General features: G+C 63.8%; 27 protein-coding genes. 15 read left to right on the top strand and 12 right to left on the bottom strand.

Going from position 1 to position 24,385, the window contains the following annotated elements; genetic code table 11:
- Positions 1-8: 8 nt before the first annotated feature.
- From X760_RS41875 to X760_RS41860, 4 genes are read right to left on the bottom strand one after another with little or no spacing between them, the layout of a single operon-like run.
- A complete protein-coding gene (locus X760_RS41875) occupies positions 9-1,064 on the bottom strand; it encodes an aldo/keto reductase (RefSeq protein WP_023716685.1) in 1,056 nt (351 codons plus the stop codon).
- Positions 1,061-1,414, bottom strand: coding sequence for a TIGR04076 family protein (locus X760_RS41870; protein ID WP_023716684.1), 354 nt, complete (start codon positions 1,412-1,414; stop codon positions 1,061-1,063). Before X760_RS41870 ends, X760_RS41875 begins: the two co-directional genes overlap by 4 nt.
- Complete coding sequence (locus tag X760_RS41865; RefSeq protein WP_023716683.1) at positions 1,415-1,903, bottom strand: DUF3830 family protein; 489 nt, start codon at positions 1,901-1,903, stop codon at positions 1,415-1,417. It lies immediately after the preceding gene.
- Positions 1,900-2,637 carry a GntR family transcriptional regulator gene (locus X760_RS41860; RefSeq protein ID WP_084642406.1) on the bottom strand — a complete coding sequence of 246 codons (738 nt, stop codon included), beginning with the start codon at positions 2,635-2,637 and terminating at the stop codon, positions 1,900-1,902. The genes X760_RS41865 and X760_RS41860 overlap by 4 nt, the downstream gene beginning before the upstream one ends.
- 125 nt (positions 2,638-2,762) lie before the next feature.
- Between X760_RS41860 and X760_RS41855 the strand changes: the two genes are divergently transcribed.
- The 6 genes from X760_RS41855 to X760_RS74205 all read left to right on the top strand — a co-directional run bounded on the left by X760_RS41855 (position 2,763) and on the right by X760_RS74205 (position 7,697).
- Positions 2,763-3,560, top strand: a complete 798-nt coding sequence (locus X760_RS41855) for an ABC transporter ATP-binding protein (protein ID WP_023716681.1) — start codon at positions 2,763-2,765, stop codon at positions 3,558-3,560.
- Positions 3,557-4,306: an ABC transporter ATP-binding protein gene (locus X760_RS41850; protein ID WP_023716680.1), complete on the top strand. Its 750-nt coding sequence runs from the start codon at positions 3,557-3,559 to the stop codon at positions 4,304-4,306. The genes X760_RS41855 and X760_RS41850 overlap by 4 nt, the downstream gene beginning before the upstream one ends.
- Entirely contained in the window at positions 4,303-5,211 is a 909-nt protein-coding gene (locus X760_RS41845) for a branched-chain amino acid ABC transporter permease (protein ID WP_023716679.1), read from the top strand. Before X760_RS41850 ends, X760_RS41845 begins: the two co-directional genes overlap by 4 nt.
- Positions 5,208-6,185, top strand: a complete 978-nt coding sequence (locus tag X760_RS41840; protein WP_023716678.1) for a branched-chain amino acid ABC transporter permease — start codon at positions 5,208-5,210, stop codon at positions 6,183-6,185. Before X760_RS41845 ends, X760_RS41840 begins: the two co-directional genes overlap by 4 nt.
- Entirely contained in the window at positions 6,182-7,474 is a 1,293-nt protein-coding gene (locus X760_RS41835; RefSeq protein WP_023716677.1) for an FAD-dependent oxidoreductase, read from the top strand. Before X760_RS41840 ends, X760_RS41835 begins: the two co-directional genes overlap by 4 nt.
- A 76-nt stretch (positions 7,475-7,550) precedes the next feature.
- The gene (locus X760_RS74205) at positions 7,551-7,697 is read left to right on the top strand and encodes a hypothetical protein (protein ID WP_023716676.1); all 147 of its coding nucleotides are present in this window, start codon (positions 7,551-7,553) and stop codon (positions 7,695-7,697) included.
- A 51-nt stretch (positions 7,698-7,748) separates the two neighbouring features.
- Here X760_RS74205 and X760_RS41825 read toward each other — a convergent pair whose 3' ends face one another.
- The 6 genes from X760_RS41825 to X760_RS41800 form a co-directional block, all read right to left on the bottom strand.
- Positions 7,749-8,585, bottom strand: a complete 837-nt coding sequence (locus X760_RS41825) for a GNAT family N-acetyltransferase (protein ID WP_023716675.1) — start codon at positions 8,583-8,585, stop codon at positions 7,749-7,751.
- 5 nt (positions 8,586-8,590) lie between these two features.
- Positions 8,591-9,331 (bottom strand): aspartate/glutamate racemase family protein, encoded by a 741-nt coding sequence (locus tag X760_RS41820; RefSeq protein WP_023716674.1) that lies wholly within the window; start codon positions 9,329-9,331, stop codon positions 8,591-8,593.
- A gap of 2 nt (positions 9,332-9,333) precedes the next feature.
- Positions 9,334-10,152 carry an ABC transporter permease gene (locus tag X760_RS41815; protein WP_023716673.1) on the bottom strand — a complete coding sequence of 273 codons (819 nt, stop codon included), beginning with the start codon at positions 10,150-10,152 and terminating at the stop codon, positions 9,334-9,336.
- A gap of 4 nt (positions 10,153-10,156) precedes the next feature.
- Positions 10,157-11,068 carry an ABC transporter permease gene (locus X760_RS41810; RefSeq protein WP_023716672.1) on the bottom strand — a complete coding sequence of 304 codons (912 nt, stop codon included), beginning with the start codon at positions 11,066-11,068 and terminating at the stop codon, positions 10,157-10,159.
- A gap of 197 nt (positions 11,069-11,265) precedes the next feature.
- Positions 11,266-12,555, bottom strand: coding sequence for a PotD/PotF family extracellular solute-binding protein (locus X760_RS41805; RefSeq protein WP_023716671.1), 1,290 nt, complete (start codon positions 12,553-12,555; stop codon positions 11,266-11,268).
- A gap of 36 nt (positions 12,556-12,591) precedes the next feature.
- Positions 12,592-13,680: an ABC transporter ATP-binding protein gene (locus X760_RS41800; RefSeq protein WP_023716670.1), complete on the bottom strand. Its 1,089-nt coding sequence runs from the start codon at positions 13,678-13,680 to the stop codon at positions 12,592-12,594.
- Positions 13,681-13,938: 258 nt separating this feature from the next.
- Here X760_RS41800 and X760_RS41795 point away from each other — a divergent pair, with 258 nt between their 5' ends.
- Positions 13,939-14,652: a GntR family transcriptional regulator gene (locus X760_RS41795; RefSeq protein WP_023676076.1), complete on the top strand. Its 714-nt coding sequence runs from the start codon at positions 13,939-13,941 to the stop codon at positions 14,650-14,652.
- A gap of 7 nt (positions 14,653-14,659) precedes the next feature.
- Here the strand turns inward: X760_RS41795 and X760_RS41790 are convergent, their stop codons facing one another.
- Positions 14,660-15,757 (bottom strand): lactonase family protein, encoded by a 1,098-nt coding sequence (locus tag X760_RS41790; RefSeq protein ID WP_023716669.1) that lies wholly within the window; start codon positions 15,755-15,757, stop codon positions 14,660-14,662.
- 189 nt (positions 15,758-15,946) lie between these two features.
- On the opposite strand from X760_RS41790, the gene X760_RS41785 reads away from it, so the two are divergent.
- The 8 genes from X760_RS41785 to X760_RS41750 are packed head-to-tail and all read left to right on the top strand — an operon-like array spanning position 15,947 to position 23,484.
- The gene (locus X760_RS41785) at positions 15,947-16,498 is read left to right on the top strand and encodes a MaoC family dehydratase (RefSeq protein WP_023716668.1); all 552 of its coding nucleotides are present in this window, start codon (positions 15,947-15,949) and stop codon (positions 16,496-16,498) included.
- A 3-nt stretch (positions 16,499-16,501) separates the two neighbouring features.
- Entirely contained in the window at positions 16,502-17,662 is a 1,161-nt protein-coding gene (locus X760_RS41780; protein ID WP_023716667.1) for a CaiB/BaiF CoA-transferase family protein, read from the top strand.
- A 20-nt stretch (positions 17,663-17,682) separates the two neighbouring features.
- A complete protein-coding gene (locus X760_RS41775; RefSeq protein WP_198030453.1) occupies positions 17,683-18,825 on the top strand; it encodes an ABC transporter substrate-binding protein in 1,143 nt (380 codons plus the stop codon).
- Between the two features lie 22 nt (positions 18,826-18,847).
- Positions 18,848-20,035, top strand: coding sequence for an ABC transporter substrate-binding protein (locus X760_RS41770; RefSeq protein ID WP_023716665.1), 1,188 nt, complete (start codon positions 18,848-18,850; stop codon positions 20,033-20,035).
- A 57-nt stretch (positions 20,036-20,092) separates the two neighbouring features.
- Positions 20,093-20,830, top strand: a complete 738-nt coding sequence (locus tag X760_RS41765) for an ATP-binding cassette domain-containing protein (protein ID WP_023716664.1) — start codon at positions 20,093-20,095, stop codon at positions 20,828-20,830.
- Positions 20,823-21,566: an ATP-binding cassette domain-containing protein gene (locus X760_RS41760; protein ID WP_023716663.1), complete on the top strand. Its 744-nt coding sequence runs from the start codon at positions 20,823-20,825 to the stop codon at positions 21,564-21,566. The genes X760_RS41765 and X760_RS41760 overlap by 8 nt, the downstream gene beginning before the upstream one ends.
- Positions 21,563-22,513, top strand: a complete 951-nt coding sequence (locus X760_RS41755; RefSeq protein ID WP_023716662.1) for an ABC transporter permease — start codon at positions 21,563-21,565, stop codon at positions 22,511-22,513. The genes X760_RS41760 and X760_RS41755 overlap by 4 nt, the downstream gene beginning before the upstream one ends.
- A 5-nt stretch (positions 22,514-22,518) precedes the next feature.
- The gene (locus tag X760_RS41750) at positions 22,519-23,484 is read left to right on the top strand and encodes an ABC transporter permease (protein WP_023716661.1); all 966 of its coding nucleotides are present in this window, start codon (positions 22,519-22,521) and stop codon (positions 23,482-23,484) included.
- A 5-nt stretch (positions 23,485-23,489) separates the two neighbouring features.
- Here X760_RS41750 and X760_RS41745 read toward each other — a convergent pair whose 3' ends face one another.
- Complete coding sequence (locus X760_RS41745; RefSeq protein WP_023716660.1) at positions 23,490-24,326, bottom strand: amidohydrolase; 837 nt, start codon at positions 24,324-24,326, stop codon at positions 23,490-23,492.
- Positions 24,327-24,385: the final 59 nt, after the last annotated feature.

Genomic DNA, 24,385 nt, shown 5'->3' with positions numbered 1-24,385 from the left:
GGCCGCGCTCATTTCCTGCCTGCATTCAAATTGTAATGCATGATCGAGCCGTGGCGGCCGTGACGGTCGCGTTCCAATGTGTAGACGTCGCCCAGCGGCCCACGGCTTTGCGCGATCACGGCAGCGATCCTCGCCCGGTCGTCGGCATCGAGCGCGATGTCCATGATTCTGGCATTGGCAAGGGCGTGCGCCTGGTTGCGGGCGCCGACGATGACGGCCGCCACTTGCGGCTGCTCCAGCACCCAGGCGCTGGCGATGGTGGCGATGTCGACGCCGTGGTGGTCGGCGACGGCCTTCAGTGTGCGAAGCAACTCCTGGAAAAGCTCCCAACCGCCAAAGTCGTCGATGATCAGCTTGTATTTGACCAGCGACCGGTTTTCGAGTGGCGTTTGTGGCTCGGCAACGCCTAGCCATTTTTCGCTGAGGAAGCCGCCCGCCACCGAACCGTAGCAGAGGAAACTGACGCCGTGCTGGCTGGCGAGCGCCGCAGGGCTGTTGGCCGGCCGCTGGTCGAGTACCGAGTATTGCAGCTGTTGGCTGACCAGCGGCACGCCGGCGGCCAGGATCTCGGCCAGCCGCGGCGTGTCGAAATTGGTGGTGCCGATGTTGCGCACCTTGCCTCGGAGCCGCAGGTCGTTGAGCCAGCCCATCGCATCGACGTAGCCCGGCAGCGCATAGTCCCACCAATGGAACTGAACGAGATCGAGCCGCTCGGTCTTCAGCCGCCGCAGCGACTGGTCGACGATGCTGCTGATGTAGTCGCGGCTGATGCTGGAAAGCCTTTCGAGGTCAGGCACCAGCTTGGTGTGCACCTTCATCTTGGCGGCGGCGTCGAGGCCGCGCTCATTGGCAAGCCGCAGGCGCGCGGCACCGATCAGTTCCTCGACGCCGGTATAGATGTCGGCACAGTCATAGGTCCCGATGCCGGCGTCGAACGTGGCGATCAGGTCGGTTACCGCCTGTTGGCGGTCGATCGCGCCGTGCCCGCCGGCAAGCTGCCAGCCGCCACGAATGACGCGCGAGATCGTGTAGCCGGGGCTGAGCTCGAACGCCTTGGCGGTCATCTCTGGTCAGTCTCCTTGGGCAGTGGCACAGCCGTGGTTTCTGAATGACTGAACCGCCGCTTGCCGGTCCTGACGATCCTGAGCCGGCTGGCGCAATTGGGATCTGGACAGGCGATCTCGGCATCCGAAGTCATCCAGTCGTTCCTGTGGGTCGGGCGTTGCTTTGCGGCCAGAAGCGGCAACACTGCCGCAATGGAATAGATCGAGAAGCCCTGCCCCGTCGGCATCGACAGCATCTCGCCCTTCAACTCGAAATAGTCGCCGGCCTTGGCACCGCAATAGATCGGCTTGCCCTCGGGGACGACCGCCTCGACGCGAAGGTCGAAGAGTTCGAAACTGTCGTCGGCCATTCAGATCTCCACCCGGGTGAAGGTGATGTCACAGGCACCGTTGCGGCGGATCGCGCCACAGGCGGCAGCGAATTGATCGCGCTCTTCGGGACGCACCTGCGCGACGACGCTTTCGGCAAGCCAGCCGATCGGGAACAGCAAGCGCGCGCCCGGTCCATAAAACAAGCCGATGTCGAAGATGGCATTCGGGTTGCCGCCCCACATGCGCGGCGGCACGTAGGACAACACGATGTCACCCGGCTGCGGCGTTAGCGTTGCGTTCTCCGCCGGCAAGGGCCTGGCATAGGTTTGGCCCTCAAGTTCGGCTGATGGAACCGGGCAGGAGATTTCCGGCCCGGTCCACATCGCATGGATGCCGGCAACGACGCGCGGCTGCTCGAGATAGGCCAGCAGGAAGGCGGCGTTGTCGGGCGCCTTTTCAGGCAACAGCAGCGCGGTCACGGAAAGCTTCGAGCGTGGCTCGGTGATCCTGATGCCAGGCGTCGTCATGCTCTCAATCCTTCTTTGCTTGCGGATTGGAGCTTGTCGCGCAGGAAGGCGAAGGGCCGGCTGATGTCCGCCACCAGCGCCTCGCGCGCTGCCTGGGCATCCTGCCTGGAAAGCGCTGCGACGATACTACGATGGTAGTGGGCGGTATCGACTTCACCGGCATCGGAAAATGCGTAAATGGCCACGCGAATGCACGGCCCGGATTGCAGCCACAGGCTCTCGATCATCGGGATCAGCACGGCGGAGCCACAGCATCGGTAGATCTCGAAGTGGAAGCTCTGGTTGAGCGTCGCCTCGCGGTCGATATCCTTCTTGTGCTTCAGCGCCCGCATCTCGTCCCATTGGCCCAGCATGGCTTCGACCGTGGCTATCTGGCGCGAATTCATGCGCGTAGCGGCAAGTGCTATCGCTTCGCCCTCTATGAGGGAGCGGGCGCGCAAGAGGTCGTCGATACGCTCCAGCGTGATAGGCGGCACGCGCACCGAGCGGTTGGGAAGCGCCTCCAGCGCCTTCTCCGTGATCAACCGCCCGAGCGCCTCACGCACCGGCATGGTACTGGTGATCAGCGCGTCGGCGAGGCCACGGATGGTCAGCACCTGACTCGGCTCAAAAAGGCCGCCGATCAAGGCACGGCGCAGCTCCGAATAGACGCGATCCTGCACGGTTTCGCGGCCGACCGGCGTAAGCTGGGCTGCGATCGTTTCGTTATTCCGTTCGATGGCGGCCTTCTGCATGGCGTTCCCGGTGGCCATTCGGCCCGTTTTCGGCTTGCGGAAGAAATTAAAGCCGAATAGCGTGATCAAAGCAAGTGTGATCACAAATCATAGGCGGCGAAGATCGCTTTCGGCCAGAGGGATTGATGGGCGACACGACAGAACGGCAGGAGGAGATCCGCACGCCGGTTCTGACGGCCAGGAACGTCGTCAGACGCTTCGGCGGCCTTGTCGCGGTCAACAATGTCTCGTTTGACGTCCAGCCAGGCGAAATACTCGGCCTTATCGGCCCGAACGGCGCCGGCAAGACGACGATGTTCGACCTGCTGGCCGGCAGCATCCTGCCGACCAGCGGCGAAATCCTTCTCAACGGCGTATCGGTGTCGGGGGAAGCTGCCCATCGCCGCATTGGCCGCGGCCTTGGCCGCACGTTCCAGATCCCCCGGCCCTTGCCTAACCTGACGCTGATCGAAAACGTTATGCTGGCCGCGCAAGGGCAGGCCGGAGAAAAACTGCTCGCCAATTTCCTGACGCCCCGGCGGGTCGCTGCCGAAGAAAGGGCTGCCGAGACAAGAGCCGTCGAACTGCTTGAGCTCGTCACGATCGCTCACCTCGCGCACGAACCTGCGCGCGTGCTTTCAGGCGGCCAGCGCAAGCTGCTCGAACTGGCCCGCGTGATGATGGCCGACCCGGCGATCATCCTGCTCGACGAGCCGGCGGCCGGGGTCAACGCAACCCTGCTCGAGATCATTATCGACCGCATCCGCGACATCAATGCGCGCGGCATCACCTTCCTGCTGATCGAGCACAATATCGACATGGTGACGCGGCTCTGCCACCGGGTGCTGGTCATGGCAAGCGGCCAGCTGCTGTGCGAGGGCACTCCGGACGAGGTTGCGCGCGACCCGCGCGTCATCGAGGCCTATCTCGGAGGCGCTGCATGAGCCAAACGGTACTCGACGTCCGCGGTCTCGAAGCCGGCTATGAGCCCGGCGTGCCGATCGTGCGCGGCGCTTCGATCACCGTCGACCAGGGCGAGATCGTCGTCGTCCTCGGTCCCAACGGCGCCGGCAAGTCGAGCCTTATCAAGGCCATCGCCGGCCTTGTCCCGATCACCGGCGGCACCGTGCTGCTGGACGGCAAGGACATCACGGCGGCGCCCGCCCACACCATGGTCCGCCTTGGCCTTGCGTTCGTGCCGCAGACCGAAAACATCTTCCCGCTGATGTCGGTCGAGGACAATTTGAAGGTCGCCTGCGGCATCCTGAGGCCGCGCGAGATCCCTGCCCGCATCGAGGAAATGTATGCGGCCTTTCCCGATCTCGCCCGTCAGCGCAGAACGGCCGCGGGCAATCTCTCGGGCGGACAGCGGCAGATGCTGGCCGTCGCCCGGGCGTTGATCGTCCATCCCACGGTGCTGGTGCTCGACGAACCGTCGGCCGGCCTGTCACCGAAATTCGTGGCGATGGTGTTCGAGATGCTGGCCGGTATCCGCAAATCCGGCGTCACCATTCTGCTGGTCGAACAGAACGCCAAGGCAGCGCTTGCGATCGGCGATCGCGCCTACGTGCTGGTCGAGGGCAAGGACCGGCACCAGGGCATCGCCTCCGAGCTCTGGAACGATCCTGTCGTCGCCGAGCTCTATCTTGGCCAGCGCCGCCCCGACCTTGGAAAAGGAGGCGCGGCATGAACCTGCAATTCGTCGCCGACGGGCTGCTGGCAGGCTCGATGATCGGCCTCGGCGCCATCGGCGTGACGCTCACCTATTCAATCCTGCGCTTCTCGAACTTCGCCCATGGCGACTTCATGGCCTGGGGCGCCTATGCGACGCTCGCCGTGGTTGGCGCTATCGGCGCGATGTTCGGCAAGATCGCGCCGATCGCACCCCTCTCCTTCGGCTGGCCGCTGATCGTCGCGCTCATCATCGGCATGGCGGCCACCGGCCTGCTGGCGCTGGCGCTCGACATGGTGCTGTTCGCGCGGCTGCGCGCCAAGGGCCAGGCGATCATCGTGGTGATGGCGAGCTTCGGCGCCTCGATGGCGCTGAGAAGCCTGCTCGAATTCATCTTCACCTCGCGTCCGACCTATTTCAGCCGGGCGATCCAGATCGCCATGCCGATAGGCTTCGGCATTCGCATCACCCCGGACCAAATCGCGCTGCTGCTGCTGACCGCCGTTCTGGTGCTCGGCGTACATCTTTTGATGACGCGTACCCAGACCGGCCGCTCGATGCAGGCGTTGAGCCAGAACGCGGCACTTGCCCGCATTGTCGGTATCGACGTCGCCAAAGTCGTGCGCGTCACCTGGATCATCGGCGGGGGGCTGGCCTGTGTCGCCGGCGTCATGATCGGCATGCTCATTCAGATCCGCCCGTTCATGGGTTTCGAGATGCTGCTGCCGATGTTCGCGGCCGCCATCCTCGGCGGCATCGGCAGTGTACCCGGCGCCGTTCTCGGCGGCTTGATCATCGGTTTGGCCGAAGCCGGCGCGGTGCAATTGATCGGCGCCGAATGGCGGGCGGCCATCTCCTTCATCATCCTGATGGCGGTGCTGTTCGTGCGGCCTATCGGCCTTTTCGGAGTGGGGGAACGCTGATGGATCTGCTCGGCTACGGCGCTTTCTTCCTGACCACCGCGCTGATTTTTTCGCTCGTCACGCTCGGGCTCAATTTGCAATGGGGGCTGACCGGGCTTTTCAATGTCGGGGTCGCCGGCTTCGTTGCCATCGGCGCCTACACCTCGGCACTGCTGACCACGCCCGACGATGCCGCGCGACTCGGCGGCTTCGATCTGCCGATCCTTGTCGGCTGGCTCGGCGCCATGCTGGTGGGCGGTGTCGCCGCCGCCATCACCGGCATCGCCACGCTGCGCCTGAGATCGGACTATCTGGCGATCACCACCTTTGGCGTCGCCGTCGTCGTGCAATTGGTGGCTCTCAATGCCCAGACGCTGACCGGCGGCCCGTTCGGCATCGGCTTCATTCCGCGTCCGTTCGGCGGTCTTGCCGAAACCCCATTACTGTTCAACCTGTCGAATCTTGCCGTCGTCTCGGTGGTGACGCTGATCGTCTATCTCGCGCTGGAGCATCTGTCGCGCAGCCCGTGGGGGCGCGTGTTGAAGGCGCTTCGCGAGGATGAGCGGGCCGCGATATCCCTGGGAAAAAGCGCGCGGTTCTACCGGGTCCAGGCCTTTGCCGTCGGCGGCGCCATCATGGGGCTGGCCGGTGCGCTGCAGGCGCATTTCACCGGCTTCATCGCCCCGGACAATTATTTGCCGGCGCTGACTTTCCAGGTCTGGGTGATGCTGATCGTCGGCGGCTCGGGCAGCAATATCGGCGCCGTCATCGGCAGCATCCTGGTCTGGGCGATATGGGCCGGATCGGGAGCCTTGACCAGTATGTTGTTCTCGCCGGAACAGCAGGCCCGCGCCGCTTCGCTGCAGATCGTCGCCATCGGCGTGATGCTGTGCGTCATCCTTCTGGTCAGGCCGAACGGCCTGTTTGGCGACAGGCCGCGGCGTCCAAGGTTCGGCAAGCGTGCACGCGTGGCCCCGAGCGAGAGCGGCTCATGAACGCTGTGACCCGGCCGCACGGCGTTTCCCTTTGGCATGCCGTCAGCCGCAGTCGCCGCGACCGGCCCACCCTCGAAGGCGCACTCGATGTCGATCTGGCAATTGTCGGCGGCGGGTTTTCGGGCCTTTCAACCGCGCTGCACACCGCCGAAAGAGGCATCTCGGTGGCCGTCCTCGAGGCGGAAATCATCGCCTGGGGGGCAACCGGCAGGAACGCCGGCTTCGTCGTGCCGAATTTCGCGAAAAGAGACCCCGACGATATCATTGCCCAGCTTGGGCCCGAACGCGGCGAACGCCTTGTCGATTTCGCCGCCGGCAGCGCCGACCTCGTCTTTGCCCTGATCAAGCGGCATGCCATCGAATGCGATGCCGTCCAGAGCGGCTGGATACAACCAGCCCATTCACCGGCCGCTTTGCAAAAGACCAGATCGCGCGCCGAACAATGGGCACAACGCGGAAGACAGACTGTCGCGCTGGACAGACAGGCGGTCGAAGAGCTGACCGGCGTTCGCGGTTATCTCGGTGGCTGGATGGACAGGTCGGGTGGCGTCCTCAATCCGGTCGAATATGCGCGCGGATTGGCCGACGCGGCGGAAAAGGCCGGAGCGCGCATCTTCGAGCATACGCGTGTCGCGTCGATCGATCACATAGGCGATGGTTGGGCTTTGAAGACGGCCGCCGGTTCGGTGCGTGCCGAAAAAGTGCTGGTCGCCACCAACGCCTATGGCGGGGCGCTGGATCGCGCGCTGCAGCGAACCTATTTCCCGCTGAAAATCTTCCAGATCGCGACGGCGCCGCTGCCGCGCGAATACCGCACCCGCCTGCTTCCAGGAGGGCAAGGCGTCGGCGACACAAGGCGCAATCTCTTCACCTTCCGCTTCGATGGCGAAAACAGGCTGATAACCGGCGGCATGCATGTTCTTAGCCTCGGTGCCGACACTCGGGTGCCGCAGGCAATCTGGCGACGGCTTGCCAGGCATCTCGATCTCCCGGGAATGCCGCCGATCGACTACAGCTGGTCGGGTATGGCTGCAGTCGAGCCCGACTTCCTGCCGCGCCTCGTCGATCTCGGCCCCGGCCTGGTTGCGGGCTTTGCCTGCAATGGGCGCGGCATCGCCATGACGACTGCCATGGGCCAGGTGCTTGCCGACTGGGCTGATGGAACAAAGCCTCAGGATTTGCCGCTGCCGTTTGGACCGTCGTCGCCGATCCCGTTCCACAGCCTGATGCGGCATGCACCAAACATGGTGCTCCCCTGGAGCATGCTGCGCGACCGGCTGGATGGCTGATCGACGCGCGTGTCCGTCCGCCGTCCTGATACCCGAACTGCTAGACTCGCCCACATCATGTTGTTAACGACAGCGGATGAAGCAGAACTATCTTTATCTCATCATCGGCGCTTTGGTCGTCGCCGTCATTGCCTTGGGCATCTATGTTTATCGCGAGGAGACTAAGCCGAAAGGCGTGGAACTTCGTATCGACGATTCCGGCATTTCGGTTCAGGAAAAATAGACCAGGTATTCGTGTTGCCCGACTTTACGGTAGACGTCGGCTTGCACCGTTTCAGCCAAGCTCCAACGTCGTTATCGCAAAAACCCCGGACTGCATGAGCTGCGGCGCCCTTCCCTTGTACATCCGAGCTGTCTCGAAGCCGGGTTGAAGGCCGGCGGACGACAGCAAATCTGCAAATTGCCCGCTGGTCTCGGGCACGTCGAGATGGACGTTTCCGGGACCGGACATGTGCGCGAGTGCGGCGAAGAGACGGCTCGCTGCATCCAGGCTGTCGGCAAAGAGCGGGCCGATCTTGCAGCCGTCCCGGCATTGGCGCGCGACGCCATATCCTGCAATGGCGCCGTGCTTGACGATCGCATGGGCCATATGCGGCGGGCGCAGCCAGTGCTCCAGGAAGGATCGCCTCGGGCCGGGAAAGAAGCGGCGGTCATAGTCCAGTATGTCCGGCACGAGTTCCGGCCCTACGGCGCGAATGTCGCTGCCGGCGGCTGCCGGGGCATTCGACGACCCCATGAGCCGTATCGTCCGGTAGGCCGGCGCAAAACCCATGCTGCGGTAGTTGGCCTGTTGTTCGACGACGCCGTCGAGGCCGATCGTGCGGTTGTCGAGCCGCGCCATGCCGGCATCCCAAACGGCCTTACCATGGCCTTGGCCACGCCTGTCCGGCCGGCAGATATACAGGCCGATGAAGCCGAATTCCTCGCCATAGGCAACGGCTGAAATGCCGGCCGCCATCTCGCCGTCGACAAAGGCGCCGATGAAGCCCTGCGGGTCGGCTGCCTGGAACAGCGCGGCGTCGCTGAGGCCGGGGTTCCAGCCTTCCGCCGCCGCCCAATCGACAAGGGTTTGCACTTCTTCACGTGCGAGCGTTCGGATCGTTCGGGGCATTGCGATCACTCGGCGGCATCAGGCGCGAAGGACTTCAACGCACCATGATAGGGCTTTGCCAATGGGCTTGCATAGGCGCCGCGCTTGGATGTCGTCAGGCCAAGCGTTATCAAGGCCTCGGCCTGCTTGACTGCGGCGCCGACGCCGTCGATGACCGGAAGCCCGAATTCCCGCTGCAGCGCGGCCGCCAAGTCGGCCATGCCGGCACAGCCGAGCACGATCGCTTCGGCGCGATCCTCGTCGATGGCGCGCGCAATCTCGTTGCGCAGCTTCAGGAGCGCATCGGATGCCGGATCTTCGAGGGCAAGAACCGGGATATCGGCAGCGCGCACGCGCGCGCGCCCCGCCATGCCATAGCGCTGCACCAACCCTTCGACCGGCACGTGCGAGCGTCCGGTGGTGGTGACGACGGTGAAGCGCTGGGCGATGAACGAGGCCGTGCTGAGCGCTGCCTCGCAAATGCCGATGACCGGAATGTTGGCCATGGCGCGTGCGGCGTCGAGGCCGGTGTCGTCGAAACAGGCGATGATCGCAGCCTGCGCGCCTGAGCGCTCGCCGGCAGCGATCTCGACCAGCAGGCCGGGTACGGCAAGCGCTTCATCATAATAGCCTTCGATCGAAACCGGGCCCATCGTCGAGGTGACGGCAACGATCTTCGTCGATTGACCAGCGACCGATCGGGCCGCCGCCGCAATAGTCTCGGTCATGCTGGCGGTGGTGTTTGGATTGACCACGAGGATCTGCACTGTCAGGCACGCTCCCGGCGGCGGCCGACATAGACGATTGCGCCGAGCGTCAGCAGGATCACCAGAAAGGAAAACACGGTCGTCACTGTACCGAGCGCATAGAGCACCGGCGTCGTCACATTCGTCGTCATGCCGTAGATTTCGAGCGGCAGCGTGTTGAAGGTCCCCGAGGTCATCAGCGTGCGGGCGAACTCGTCATATGACAGAGTGAAGCCGAACAGGCCGACACCGATCAGGCTGGGCGCGATCATCGGCAGAACGACATGGGCGAAGGTCTGCCACGACGATGCTCCGAGATCCCGCGCGGCTTCCTCATAGGCCGGCGAGAACCGGTTGAAGACCGCGAACATGATCAGCACGCCGAAAGGCAAGGTCCAGGTCAGATGGGCGCCGAAAGCAGAGGTGTACCAGGCGGGGCGGAAGCCGACCTGCTGAAAGACGACGCCGATGCCGAGGCTGATAATGATCGACGGCACGACGAGGCTGGCGACGGCCAGATAGAACAAGGCAGTTGCGCCGCGAAATTTCTGCCGGAAGGCAAGGCCGGCAAGCAGCGACACGACGACCGTGACGATCATCACCATCAGGCCAAGGACGAGCGAGCGTTTGAAACTGCCGCCGAAATCGCCGACCGCCTGGCGCTCGAACAGATTGGCGAACCAGTGCAGCGAAACGCCGTTCAACGGAAACGTCAGACCGCCATTCTCGCCCTGGAAGGACAGGATAAGGATCGCCGAAAGCGGGCCGTATAGGAATAGCACGAAAAGCGCGAAGAAGGCCGCCAGCACGTAGAATTCGAAGGTGCGCTTGTCGTGGCTCATCGCCTCACAGCTCCTTGCGAATATCGACGATGCGCAGGATGCCCGCGACCATCAACAGCACCAGCACCAGCAGCACGACGGCGTTGGCGGCGGCTGCCGGATATTGCAGCAGCGACATCTGGTTTTTCATCATCAGCGCGACAGAGGCGCTCTGGCCGCCGGACATCACCTGCACCGTCGAAAAGTCGGCCATCACCAGGGTGACGACGAAGATGGTGCCGATCGCCATGCCGGGCTTGGCAAGCGGGATGACGACGTTCCACAGAACCTGCCAGCCGGAAGCGCCGGCGTCGCGCGCGGCCTCGACCAACGACTTGTCGATGCGCATCAGCGTGTTGAAGATCGGCGTCACCATGAACAGCGTATAGAGATGCACCATGGCCAGCACCACGGCGAATTCGGAATAGAGCAACCATTCGATCGGCTTCGGGATCAGCCCCATCTGCACCAGCGTCGAGTTGACCAGGCCATTGCGGCCAAGCACTGGAATCCACGAGATCATGCGGATGATGTTGGAGGTCAGGAACGGCACGGTGCAGACGAGGAACAGCACCATCTGCATGGCTGTGGTTCTGATGTGGAAGGCGAGGAAATAGGCGACCCAGAAACCGATGAACAGCGTCAGCGCCCAAACGATGGCGGCGTATTTCAGCGTGTTCAGATAGGTTTTCCAGGTGACCCAGGAGCCGAGCGTGTCGGCATAGTTGGTGGTCAGGAAATCCGGATACATCGCCGCGAAATCGTAGTCCCAGAATGAGACCACGGCGATCATCAGGATCGGCAACAGGAGGAACGCGCCGAGGATCAGCGCCAGCGGTGCCGCCTGGAGATAGGGTGCGACGCCGGCAAAGGAGCGCCTAGGTCTGGCCGGCTTCGCAGACGTAACGTGCGTGGATTGTTCGAGCGCTACTGCCATCTATCTCTCGGTCCAAGTCGGCGATGCGACTGAGGGGTGTTCCCTTCTCCCCCTGTGGGAGAAGGTGGCCGAGCGAAGCTCGGTCGGATGAGGGGTGTTCCAGCGTGGCACCAACAGTGCTCCGTCCAGCACCCCTCAACCGTCTTGGCGCTGCGCGCCAATCCACCTTCTCCCACAAGGGGAGAAGGCAGAGGGCATCAAGCAGCGATGAACTCGTTCCAGCGCTTTACCATATAGCGGTCCTCGTCCATGACCGAGTTCCAGCAGGCGACCTTGCCCATGCGCTCTTCGAACGAGCCGCCGTCACGCACGGCGCCTGCCTTTTCCATGACCTTGCCGTCCGGCGACAGGATATCGCCCTTTGCTGGCTTACCTTCGATCCAGTAGCCCCATTCGTCCTCGGACATGAACTTCTTGGCCGACACCATGTTGGCCGAGTAGTAGCCCTGGCGATTGAGGTAGCCGCCCACCCAACCGGACGTGTACCAGTTGATGTATTCATAGGCGGCATCGAGTTCGGCGCCGGAGAGATGGGCTGCCAGGCCAAGCCCGCCACCCCAGGACCGGTAGCCTTCCTTGAGCGGCTGGAACCGGCACGCGATGCCCTTGGAGCGGACCGCGGCCACGGCCGGCGACCACATCGACTGGATCACCACTTCGCCTGAAGCCATCAGGTTGACGCTTTCGTCGAAGGACTTCCAGAAGGCACGGAACTGGCCGTCCTGCTTGGCCTTAATGAGGAAATCGATGGTCTTGTCGATCTCCTCCTTGGTCATGTTGCCCTTGTCGGCATATTTGATATTGCCAGTGGCTTCCATGATCATCGCCGCATCCATGATGCCGATCGACGGGATGTTGAGGATGGCTGTCTTGCCCTTGAAGGCCGGATCCATGATGTCGGCCCAGGTGGTGATGTCACGGCCGACGAGGTCGGGGCGGATGCCGAGCGTATCGGCATTGTAGATCGTCGGCACCATGGTGAACCAATTGGTCGGCGCCTTGGCGAATACCTTGCTGTCCTGCGCCTCGACGTAACCGACCGTGTGCGGCGCGGTGCCCTGGGCGATGACGCTGTCCGGCGTCAGCTTGCCGGTTTTGAACAGCGGCACGAGCTCGTCGTAGTATTTCAGCTTGGTGACATCCATCGGCTGCAGGACGCCTGTCGGAAACACCTTCTTGCAGATCCAGTATTCGATATCGGCGATGTCGTAGCTGTCGGGCTGCGTTACCGCGCGCTGGGCGGCGGCATCGGAATCGGTTGCCGTCATCTCCAGCGTGATGCCGAGATCCGCCTTGCACTTGTCGGCGATGGCATTGAGGTTGGACACGCCGGTGCCGAACTGGCGCAACGTGATGTTCGATTGCGCCCAGATGGTCGGAAAGCCTGATATAGCGCCGGAACCGGCGGCAAAACCGACGGCGGCGGCGCCTGTCTTGAGCAGCGAGCGACGCGATATTCCAGTCTTCTTGTCTGTGGTGTTGGTCATGTTCAGTTCCCCTGTTTTGGTTGGTTATGCTGGATTTCAGGAATCGAGACGGCCAAGGACGATCGCGTCCTCGGCGTCCCAGGCGATCGGCACTGCGTCGCCGACGGCAACCGGGCTGGCGAAGAAGCTGGTGTCGTCGACGATCACCGTGAAATCCTCGATGCCCGCGCCATTGACCGAGAGCTTCACGGTCGAACCGCGGTACTCGACGTTTGAAACGATGCCAGTGAAGCCGAGCCCCGCCGCGGGCGGCTCGCCGATCCGCACGTGGTCGGTGCGAATGGCGATGTCGATGGGCTCCCCGGTCTCCCTGCCCTGCCCACTGGCGGCGAGCGTGACGCCGCCGGGCACATCGAAAACGACCATGCCGTCGCGACTACCGGTGACGCGGCCGGAGAGGACATCGTGGTCGCCCATGAAACGAGCGACGAAGGCCGTAGCCGGCCGCTCGAACACCGTGCGAGGGTGCGCCGCCTGCTCGATACGGCCATCGTTCATGACCACTATCAGGTCGGCCAGCGCCATCGCCTCTTCCTGGCTGTGGGTGACGTGGACGAAAGTGATGCCGAGCGACGTCTGCAGCTTCTTCAGTTCGGCCCGCATGCGGATCTTCAGGAACGGATCGAGCGCCGAAAGCGGTTCGTCGAGCAACAGCGCCTCGGGATCGGTGATCAGCGCGCGGGCGAGAGCAACACGCTGCTGTTGGCCGCCGGACAGCTGCGCCGGACGGCGGCTGGCATAAGCCTCCATCTGCATCAGCTTCAGCATGTCGAGTGCCTTGGCGCGGCGCTCCTCCTTGCCGACGCCTTTCATCTTCAGGCTGAACGCGACATTGTCGATCAGGTCGAGATGCGGAAACAGCGCGTAGGATTGGAACATCATGGCAGTGCCGCGCCTGGCCGGCGGCAGGTCGGTGACCACTGTGTTGCCGAGCCGCACATCGCCGCTCGATATGCTCTCGTGCCCGGCGATCATGCGCAGCGTCGAGGTCTTGCCACAGCCGGACGGACCGAGCAGGCAGCAATAGGTTCCCGCAGGGATTTTCAGGCTGATGCCTTCGACGGCAGTCGTCGCGCCATAGACTTTCGAAACGGACACAATGTCGATTTCGGCGGCTTTGGACATCCAGCTTCCCCTTTGGTCGGATTAGCCAAAGCATCATGTGTGCCAGTTGCGCGCCGGTGCACCAACCGACTGAATCCTCGAAGAAATCAGGGCTGCATCTACATGGCTGCCGATACGGCATCCTTGTGCAATGCACAAATTATAGGCGATCGCCGCCGATCCTCGCAAAAATCGTATGCAATCTTTTCCATCCCTGTATTCACTTTGTCTCTCGTCCAAGCGATGCGATTCAGGGTAGAAGAACGCAGGACCATCGCCATGAACATTGCCGACCAGACTTTCCCTGCCATCGAGGCCGCCAACGAGGATCGCGCGCAGGCGATTCGCGACCAGTTGCGCGACGCCATCGTCGATCGCCGGCTGGCGCCGGGAACCAAGCTTTCCGAAGGCGAAGTCGGCACGCTGTTCGATGTCAGCCGCACCGTGGCGCGCGCCGCACTGCAGATGCTCTCCTTCGAGGGATTGGTGCGCACCGAACGCAATCGCGGCGCCTTCGTCGCCAATCCGTCGCCGGAGGAAGCGCGGCAGGTCTTTGCTTCGCGCCGACTGATCGAGCCCGGAATCGCAATCGCCGCGGCTGGGCGGATGACGCCGGCGCATGTCGCCGCGTTCAAAGCCCAGCTCGATGAAGAGGGCCGCTTCATTGCCGAACGCGGACCGAACGCAAGGCGATCGGAGATCAAGGCGTCGGGAGATTTTCACCTGCTTCTGGCGTCGGTCGCCGGAAACGTCATCCTGCAGCGCTTCATGGAGGAGCTGGTCGCTCGTTCATCTCTGGTGATCGCACTCTATGGCCGCTCGGGTATCTCGAGCTGCGGCCACAACGAACACACGCAGATCCTCGAGGCGCTGGAAAATGGCAATGCCGAACGCGCCAGCGCGCTGATGCTGCACCACATCGACCATATCGAGGCCGACCTCGATTTGCGTGTCAGGAGCGGCCCGGCACTCAGGCAGGCGCTCGAGTTCTGAGATCGCGTCAACGCACGATCCTCACGCACATCGGCGTGCCAATGCCGATGGATCGGCCGGTGTCGGTCAGCCGGCCGGTTGCGGCATCACGGGCGAAAATCGAGATGCGGTCGGCATTCTGGTTGGCCGAGAACAGATGGCCGCCCGAGGGCGTCAGTGCCAGATTGCGCGGCGTGGCACCGCCGCAAGGCGTATAGTCGACAAGGGCAAGCCTGCCGGTTTGCTGGTCGATCGAAAACACGGCGATGCTGTCATGGCCGCGATTGGAGCCGTAGAGAAAGCGGCCGTCGGGCGAGATCTGGATGTCGGCACAGTGATTGCCGTCGCGTGCCTCGGCCGGCACGGCCGGCTTGCTGTCGACCACTGTAAGCTTGCCTGATGCTTCGTCCAGCGCCAGCGAGACGACCGTCGAATCCAGTTCGTTCATGACGAACACGAAGCGGCCGCCGGGATGCAGCGCGAGATGGCGCGGACCTGCGCCCGGCGCAAGCGCCGACTCGGCCAGTTTGGTCAGGCTGCAGTCTGAGCCGATGCGGTAGGACACCAGCCGGTCGATGCCGAGGTCGGCGACGATCGCAACACCGCCGGCAACCGTCTCGGTTACGCTATGGGCATGCGGCCGCTCCTGGCGTGCGAGGTCTGGTCCGGTCCCGCTATGGGCGACGCTCGACAATGGCGCGGTCAGGCCGCCATCATCGCGCAGCCCGAAGACCACGACCGAGCGATCGGGGCCACCCTCGCCCATGCCGTAATTGGCGACCAATAGCTTCGTCCGGTCGCGCGTGATGGTGTTGTGCGCCGTTATGCTGCCCAGCGTCGGCTGCTTATTGATGTAGGACAGCGTGGCGGCCTGCCTGTCGAAACGGTAGGCCGAGACCGCGCCTTCGCGCCAGGTGAACACTTCGGAATTGGCGTAGATGTAGGAGCCATCCGGCGTCACCGACAGGAAGGTCGGATTGTCGATGCCTCCCGTCTCGGCCAGTTTCTTCGTCTCCAGCGCCCCCTCGTCGAAACTATAGACGCCCAGCCCGACGCCGCGCGCGCCCTGAAAATATGGGGCGTCGCGGTTGAGGCTGCCGACGAAAACCAGACAGGCATTCTGCATCATTTCCTCCTGTTCCGCCGGCGTTGGCCGCCGCGGATCGCAGCAAAATTTCGCTGAGACTCGCTTGCAACACAACCCCATATGTGAAAATACTATTCACAAAAGAAGATTGACGGGAGGATCGATGATGCATTTCGCTGGTCTGCGGCGCGCCCTGATGGACGATTCCCGCTCCCAGAGGAAGTCGTCATGAGCGGCTTCGCGCCGACCGTTGGCGTGGCATCGACACACCCCGCCAACATGCCGAAGGAACACGCCGACCTTGCCGTCTGGAACGCGGAGAACTGGTTCTACGAAGACTGGCCGGTCGGCCAGAAAATCCGTTCGCTGCGCCGGACCATTGCCGAGGGCGACAGCCATCTCTTCAATACGCTGGTGCTCGACATCCATCCATACGTGCAGGACCAGATGTTCGCTGAAACGGAAGGCATCTTCGGTAAGCGGCTGGTCGCCGGCGCCTTCGTGTTCTCGGCCGGGCTCGGGCTCGTCGCCACCAATTGCATCAACGCCTTTTCGTATGGCTACGACAAATTGCGCTTCATCAAGCCGGTGTTCATCGGCGACACGATTTATTCGATCCGCTCCAACCTCGACAAGAAGCCGAAATACAAGGAAATGGGGCTGATCCGCGCCAGCTATGAAGTCTTCAAGGGCGAAGGCGAGCTCGTGCTTTATTGCGAGCACCTGCAGACGGTGAAGTACCGCAATCCGGCCGATTTCGCCGGCAAGACGGAGAGATAGGCAATGGCTGCCATTGCCGAACTGCCGCTGACCGGGCTCATCGTCGTCGATATGAGCCAGTTCCTGTCCGGGCCTTACTGTTCACTCAGACTGCTCGACCTCGGCGCCCGCGTCATCAAGATAGAACGGCCGGATGGCGGCGACCTGTCGCGCCGGCTTTATCTCAGCGACACCGAGATCGGTGGCGATTCCACCATTTTTCATGCCATCAACCGCGCCAAGGAAAGCCTTGCCATCGACTTGAAGGACGAGGCCGATCTTGCGGCGCTGCGCGGCCTGCTGGCCAAGGCCGACGTGCTGATCCAGAATTTCAGGCCCGGCGTCATCGAACGCCTGGGCTTCGATTACGAGGCGGTGCGCAAGATTAATCCGCGCCTGGTCTATGCCTCGATCAGCGGCTATGGCGAGGAAGGCCCCTGGGTCAAGCGGCCCGGTCAGGATCTGCTGGCGCAGGCCCGCTCCGGCGTGATGTGGCTGAACGGCGACGAGGACCAGGGGCCGGTGCCCTTCGGGCTGGCCATCGCCGACATGCTGGCCGGCTCCGCCGCCGCGCAAGGCATCCTTGCCGCACTGGTGCGGCGCGGCGTGACCGGCAAGGGCAGCCATGTCGAGACCAGCCTGCTCGAAGCACTGGTCGACTTCCAGTTCGAGGTGCTGACGACGCATCTCAATGACGGACGCCGGCTGCCGCGGCGGTCATCTTTCCGCAGCGCCCATGCCTATCTGTCGGCGCCCTACGGCGTCTATCCGGCCAAGGACGGTTATCTGGCGATCGCCATGACGCCGATATCGAAGCTGGCCGATCTTCTGGGCCTCGAAGAGCTTGCGCCCTACCGCGATCAGCCGTCGACCTGGTTCACCGCCCGCGACGAGATCAAGGCGATCATCGCGCAAAAAATCGCGACGAAGACGGTCGACGAATGGCTTGCCATTCTCGAACCTGCCGACATCTGGTGCGCCAAGGTTTTGACCTGGCCGGAAATGATGGCCAGCGAAGGCTTCAAGGTTCTCGACATGCTGCAGACGGTGACGCGCGAGGATGACGTTTCGATCCTCACCACGCGCTCGCCGCTCAGGGTCGACGGCATCCGCGCCAAGGTCGAGCGGGCCGCGCCACGCATCGGCGAGCACAGCGCAAAGATCCGCGAGGAGTTCGGGCTGTGAGCGACGTGACGCTCAAAGGCATGACCTGGAGCCATCCGCGCGGCTATGACCCGATGGTCGCCTGTTCAGCGCTGTGGACGGAACGCACCGGCGTCGCCATCGAATGGGACAAGCGCTCGCTGCAGGATTTCGAATCCTTCCCGGTCGAAGAACTGGCCCGTGCCTACGACCTGATCGTCATCGACCATCCGCATGTCGGCCAGATCACCGCCGAGAATTGTTTGACGCCGCTCGATGCGGCCGGCCGGGAAGCCGAACGTGCAGCACTTGCGGCGGGCAGTGTCGGCCGGTCCTTTCCGAGCTACAACTGGCAAGGCCGGCAGTGGGCGTTTCCGATCGACGCGGCAAGCCAGGTGGAGGCCTGGCGGCCGGACATGCTTTCGGCTGCACCGGCGAACTGGGCCTATGCCCTCGATCTGGCCCGGCAAGGCCACGTGCTGTTGCCGCTCAGGCCGCCGCATTCGCTGATGGTGTTCTACACGCTTGCCGGCACTCTCGGCCGGCCCGCCGGTGAAGGCCCTGGCGACCATGTGGACCCGGCAACCGGCAAGCAGGTTTTCGAGATGATGCGCGAGATCGCGGCCCTCGTCGATCCGGCCTGCCTTGGCATGGATCCGATAGCGGTTCTGGAGCAAATGGCCGGATCCGGCTCGCGGATCGCCTGTGCACCGCTGATCTATGGCTATGTCTCCTATGCCATCGCCGGGTTTCGACCCAACCGCCTGGCTTTCACGGATATCCCGGCGGCGGGCAATGCCGGCCCCAAAGGCTCGGCGCTCGGCGGGACTGGCATTGCCGTGTCAGCTTTTTCGAAGGCCAGGCAGGAGGCCATCGACTTCGCCTACTGGATCGCCAGCGGTGACGTGCAGCGCGGCCCTTACGCCTCGGGCGGCGGCCAGCCCGGCCATGCGGCAGCCTGGGAGGATGCCGCCGTTAACGCTGCCACCGGCAATTTCTACAAGGACACCCGAGCCACACTCGAAGGTGCCTGTGTCAGGCCGCGGCACGACGGCTACATGGCCTTCCAGCAGGCGGCGTCAGATCGCGTCAATCTTGGCCTGAGCGAAAGGCACAATGCCGCTCGCGTCGTTGCCGATCTCAATCGCCTGTTTCGGGAGAGCCTTTCGACGCAGGTGTCCGGCGTTGCCGGCGGAGGAGCCTGAAAACAACCGAACGGAGGAGAACATGAACAGCCTGATCCGCGGCCTTATGGCCGCAACCGCACTTGCATCGCTCACGACCATAGCCTGCGCTCAAGACGTTTCGGGCGTGATTGCTGGATTGCCGACCGAACTGAAGGCGCAATATGACGGCGCGCCGCAGAAGATGCTGCCGTCGGCCTGGGACAATTTCACGCCGCCGCCAAAGCCGTGGAAATGGTGCCACTCCGAGTCCTACCAGGGCAATCCGTGGCGCGTCACCGTCACTAAGGAGTTGAAGCGGCTGGTCGACGGGCTGATCGCCGACGGCACGGTGGCGAGTTTCGAAGTGTCGGATTCCAACAACGACGCCAGTCAGCAGATCAACCAGATCCGCGCCTTCATCGATAAGAAATGCTCGATCATCACCTCGATCCCCGGCTCGGCGACGGCGTTGGACGATGCCATCGATGCCGCAGCCAAAGCCGGCATCCCGTTCATCACGGCGGCTGGGTCGGTGACCAGCCCGAATGCCATCAATGTCGATTCCAACTATGCCCGCTGGGGCTACGACATGATGACCGCGATCGGCAAGGCGATGCCGGACGGCGGCAGCGTGCTTCTGGTCGAAGGCATCGCCGGCCATCCGATCGTCGTGCAGGAGCGCCAGGGCGGCGACAAGGCGCTGGCCGAAAATTCAAAGCTCAAGGTCTCGCGCAGCGTCAACGGCAACTGGACGGCCAATGTCACCAAGACGGCGGTGCTGCAGGCGATCGCCACCAATCCGGCGCCGATCGATGCGGTGTGGACGACCGGCAGCGAAAGCCGAGTCGTCGCCGAGGCCTTTGCCGAAGCCGGCCGCCCTGCCCCGCTGATCACCGGCTCGATCACCGGCGATGCGCTCGGCTACTGGAAGGCCAATCCCGACAAATACCGCTTCGAAGGCCATGCGGTTCTGCCGCACTGGACGGCCGAGACGCTGTTTCGTGTCGGCGTGCGCATGCTCGATGGGCAGAAGCCGAAGCTCAACACGCTGCTGATCCCGATTCCGCCGGTGCACAATGCCGACCTCGGGGCCTGGTACAAGGACTGCATGACGCCGGACGCCGTCTCGATCTTCCCGGTCCCGCCGAAGGATCCGATGCCGGAGGAATGGCTCGATGCCTACTTCGCCAATCCGGCACCGACCAAGGGCTGGGATTATTCGAAGGTGCCGGACGCCTGCGCCAAGTAGCATTTATGAAGGCCGGCTCCGCACGGGCGGTGCCGGTCTTCTCCATCAGGATTGCTCATGCTGGAAGTCCAGGCCATCTCGAAGCGCTACGGCGAAACGATTGCGCTGGCCAATGCCTCCATCGCGTTCCGCGCCGGCACGATCCACACCATCCTGGGCGAGAACGGCTCGGGCAAGAGTACCCTGGTCAAGCTGCTGTCCGGGATCGTCCAGCCGGACAGCGGCGCGATCCTGCTCGACGGAGCGCCCTTTGCCGGCCTCTCGCCGGCGGCGTTCCAGGGCGCCGGGTTGGCCACCGTATTTCAGGAAGTGCTGATCGCGCCTGACCGTTCGGTGACGGACAACATCCTGCTCGGCCTCGACGGCTTGCTGACGCGCACGGTGCCGCGCGCCGAGCGGCGGCAGCGCGCCCAAGCGGTGCTGAAACAATTCGCAGTGACCGAGATCCCGCTCGACCAGTTGGCCGGCCAATTGCCGCTTGCCGTTCAGCAATTGGTAGTGCTCGCCCGCGCCGTGGTCCGCAACCCGCGCATTCTCATCCTCGACGAGGTGACGGCGGCGCTAGACTTTGCCGATCGCGAGGCGGTTTTCGCCATGATGCGCAAGCTTGCTTCGGAAGGCTGCCTGATCCTGTTCATCACGCATCGCATGGACGAGGTGAGGGCGCTGTCCGATCGGATTTCCGTGCTGCGCGGCGGCAGCGTGGTGACGACCGAGGAACGCGGCACGTCCACCGCATCCGAACTTCTCAGGGCGATGGCGCCTCGTACGGCGGCGGAGCTGGCGCATGGCTGATCGCGCCGGCCTTTCGGTGCGCGGCCTGGTGATCGCGCCCGGCGTAAGCCCCACGACGCAAACCATTGCGCCAGGCGAGATCGTCGGCCTTGCCGGTCTCGACGGCCATGGACAGGAGCGGTTCCTGAAAGTGCTGGCCGGTCTGGAACGCCCGGCTGGCGGCGAGGTGACCGTCGAGGCGCCAACCGGGGCGCGCGCGATCACCAATTTCCGCAAAGCGGTCGCCTGCGGCATCGCCTATTTGCCGCGCGACCGGCGCACCACCGGCATCTTTCCGACCCAATCGGTACTCGACAATTTTGCCGTTTCGACGTTGTCGCGCGACATGCGGTACGGCCTGCTCAGCTTCGCCGGGCGACGGCAGCGCTATGAGAGCTACCGGGACAAGTTGTCCATCGTCGCGCCGCGACCGGACGCGCCGATCACCACGCTGTCGGGCGGCAATCAGCAGAAAGTGCTGCTGGCCCGTGCACTGGCGCTGGAACCGGCGATCCTGCTCCTCAACGATCCGACGCGCGGCGTCGACGTGGCGACACGGCATGTCCTTTATGACGTGTTCCGTGGGCTCGCGGCGGACGGCATGGCTCTGGTCATCCTGTCGAGCGAGATCGAAGAGATTCTGCTGCTTTGCCATCGCGTGCTGGTGTTCCGCGAACAGCAGGTCGCGGCTGAAATCACCGGCGACGAGATGAAAAGCGATACGGTGATCGCGGCCATGTTCGGGCGCGCGGCATGAGCGGGTTGCGGCGCATGGCGGCGCGATGGCGCGGCGCTGGCTTTGCGGCAGTGCTGCTGGTCATCCTGATCGCGGTCAATCTGCTGCTCAATCCGGCGCGCTTCCATCCCGCCGCCTGGGGCGCGCTGATCGGGCTCGCCGCACCGCTGATCGGCGCAGCGCTCGCCTCGGCTCCAGTGATCCTCGCCGGGCGCGGCGGCATCGACATTTCCGTCGGGCCATTGATGGGCTTCGTCAATGCGATGGTGATCCAGGTGCTGTTTCTCAGGCTTGGGATGTCTTCGCCGCTGGTCATCGTGCCGGCGGCGCTTCTGATCGGCGCGGTCGTCGGCGCCGCCAACGGCTTTCTGGCGACCATCGTCCGCATTCAGCCGATCGTTGCAACGCTCGGCACCTACCTGATCCTCACCGGCGTGACATTGACCATCCTGCCAGCGCCGATCGGCCCGGCGCCGGGCTGGCTGAAGGCAATGGCCGGACCCTGGTCGGCACTGCCGCTGGCGCTGATCTTCCTGTTCTGGTGGCTGGTGCGGCAGACGCCCTATTACGACCAGCTGATGGCGGTGGGCAGCGACGACCGCGCCGCCTACACGGCCGGCGTTCAGGTCACCAAAGTCCGTTTCATCGCCTATGTCATGACCGGCATACTTGCCGCCTGTGCCGGCCTGATGCTGACCGCGCTAATCGGATCGGCCGACCCCAACATCGGGCCAACCTACACACTGATCGCGATTGCCGCGGTAGCGCTCGGCGGCGTCAGCCTTGCCGGCGGACGCGGCGGGCTCGCCGGGGCTGCGATCGGCGCCATTGACATCTTCCTGCTGCAGAGCGTGCTGACCGCCTTCAACGTCTCCACCTATGTGCTGCAGATCGCCTATGGCGCGATCCTGGTCGTGGCCGTCATCATGACGGCACTGCAGGAGCGGCTCTCGGGGCGGAAAGGCTGAGAAGCATGAGCCGGAACTGGTTCCAGTCTACCAATGCCCGCGTCGCCGGCGCCTTTGCCGTCGCTGCCGCCTTGCATCTTCTTGGCACCTTGCTCATTCCCGGCTATTCCCAGCCATTCGCCATCCGGGCGCTGTTGGTCATCGCCTCGCTGCTGGCGGTGGCATCGATCGGCCAGACCCTCGTCGTCATTCTCGGCGGCATCGATCTGTCGATCCCCTTCATCATCGGCTTTGCCAATGTCGTTGCCGCGCAGCTCTACGGCGGCGGCTGGAATTTTGCCCTTGTCTGCGCGATCGTCGGCGTGCTCGCCATACTGATCGGGGCGCTGAACGGCCTGATCTCGCGCGGGCTCGACATCCACCCGCTGATCGTCACGCTCGGCGTCGGCATGATCGTGCAAGGTGCCGTCCTGTTGTGGACCGGCGGCTTTCCATCCGGATCGGCGCCTGCAGCGGTTTCCGCCTTCGTTTCGATCGGCGGTTCGGTCGGACCGCTGCCGGTGCCGGGGCTGGTGCCATGCGTCGCGGTGCTGACCTTGCTGGTGGCGCTGGTGCTGGCGCGCACGCGATACGGGCGCCGTCTCTACGCGCTGGGCAGCAATCCAGGTGCTGCGCCGCTGGCGCTGATCGATCCAGTCCGAATGTGGACCGTCACCTATGCCGCGAGCGCCTTCTTCGCCGCCGCAGCCGGCGTGCTGCTGCTCGGCTTCACCGGCTCTGCCTATGGCGATGTCGGCCAGCCCTATCTGTTCCAGACGATTGCGGCAGTGGTGGTCGGCGGCGCCGCCCTTGTCGGTGGCCGCGGCAGCTATTTCGGCACCATCGCCGGCGTGCTGGTGCTGACTGAGATCAGTACGCTGCTGATCGGCCTCGGCTTCCGGCCTTCGACCGTGCAGGCGGCACTTGGCCTGGTCATCGTGCTCCTGGTTTCGCTCTACGGCCGCGAGCGGCACGTGTCGGCGACGATCTGAGCCGCTTACAAACGCCACAGCCGCTTTGCATTGCCGGACAGCAGCTTTTGCCGTTCGTCATCGCTTGCACCGGCGAGCAGCGCGTGCGTTGCCGCAATCCAGGTCGCAAGCCCGCCGCCGAGCGTGCAGACCGGCCAGTCGCTGCCCCACACGACGCGGTCCCAGCCGAAGCATTCGATGGTGTGCTCGACGTAGGAACGCAGCGTTTCGACAGTCCAGGATCCGGCATCCGCATACGCGACCACACCAGAAATTTTGCCGACGACGTTCGGGCGCCGCGCGATCTCCGCCATATGCTCGCGCCAGGGGTGCTCGGCACCGCCCTTGATGTCGGGCACGCCGCAATGGTCGAGCACGAACTGCACATCCGGCGCGAGATCGGCGAGTGCGATCGCCTTGGGGATCTGGTGCGGCAGAACGACAAGATCGAAGGTCAGGCCGCTGCCGGCTAGCCGCTTGATGTTTTCACGAAACAGCGCGCCCTCCGACAGCTCATCGGGCATGACGTGCAGCACACGGCGAAAGCCCTTGACGAAAGGATCTGCGCGCTGCGTTTCCAAATAAGCGGCAAAGCCGGGCTCCTCCGGACGGCAGGAGGCAATCGCTCCCCTCAGCAAACTGCCCTTTTGCCGCGAGAGCGCTTTGACATGGCCGGTTTCGGCCTCGATATCGGCTGGATCGACATCGACCTCCATATGGAACGCGCCGTCGATGCCAGCGCGACGGGCCTGGACTGCATATTCGTCGTAGGGGAAATCGCGGTTGAGCGCCGGCACGCCGGCCAGCCATGGATAGCGCAGGGCGGACTGGTCGATCAGGTGCAGATGGGTGTCGAAGATCATGGCGGCGCGCTCCTCCTTGGCGACTTCGAGATCATCTCACGGAGAAATTCTTCATTCAA

This window comes from Mesorhizobium sp. LSHC420B00 (assembly GCF_000503055.1).
Lineage (GTDB): Bacteria > Pseudomonadota > Alphaproteobacteria > Rhizobiales > Rhizobiaceae > Mesorhizobium.
Note: the sequence above shows the minus strand (reverse complement) of the source record. Positions and strands in the feature narration are given on the sequence as shown.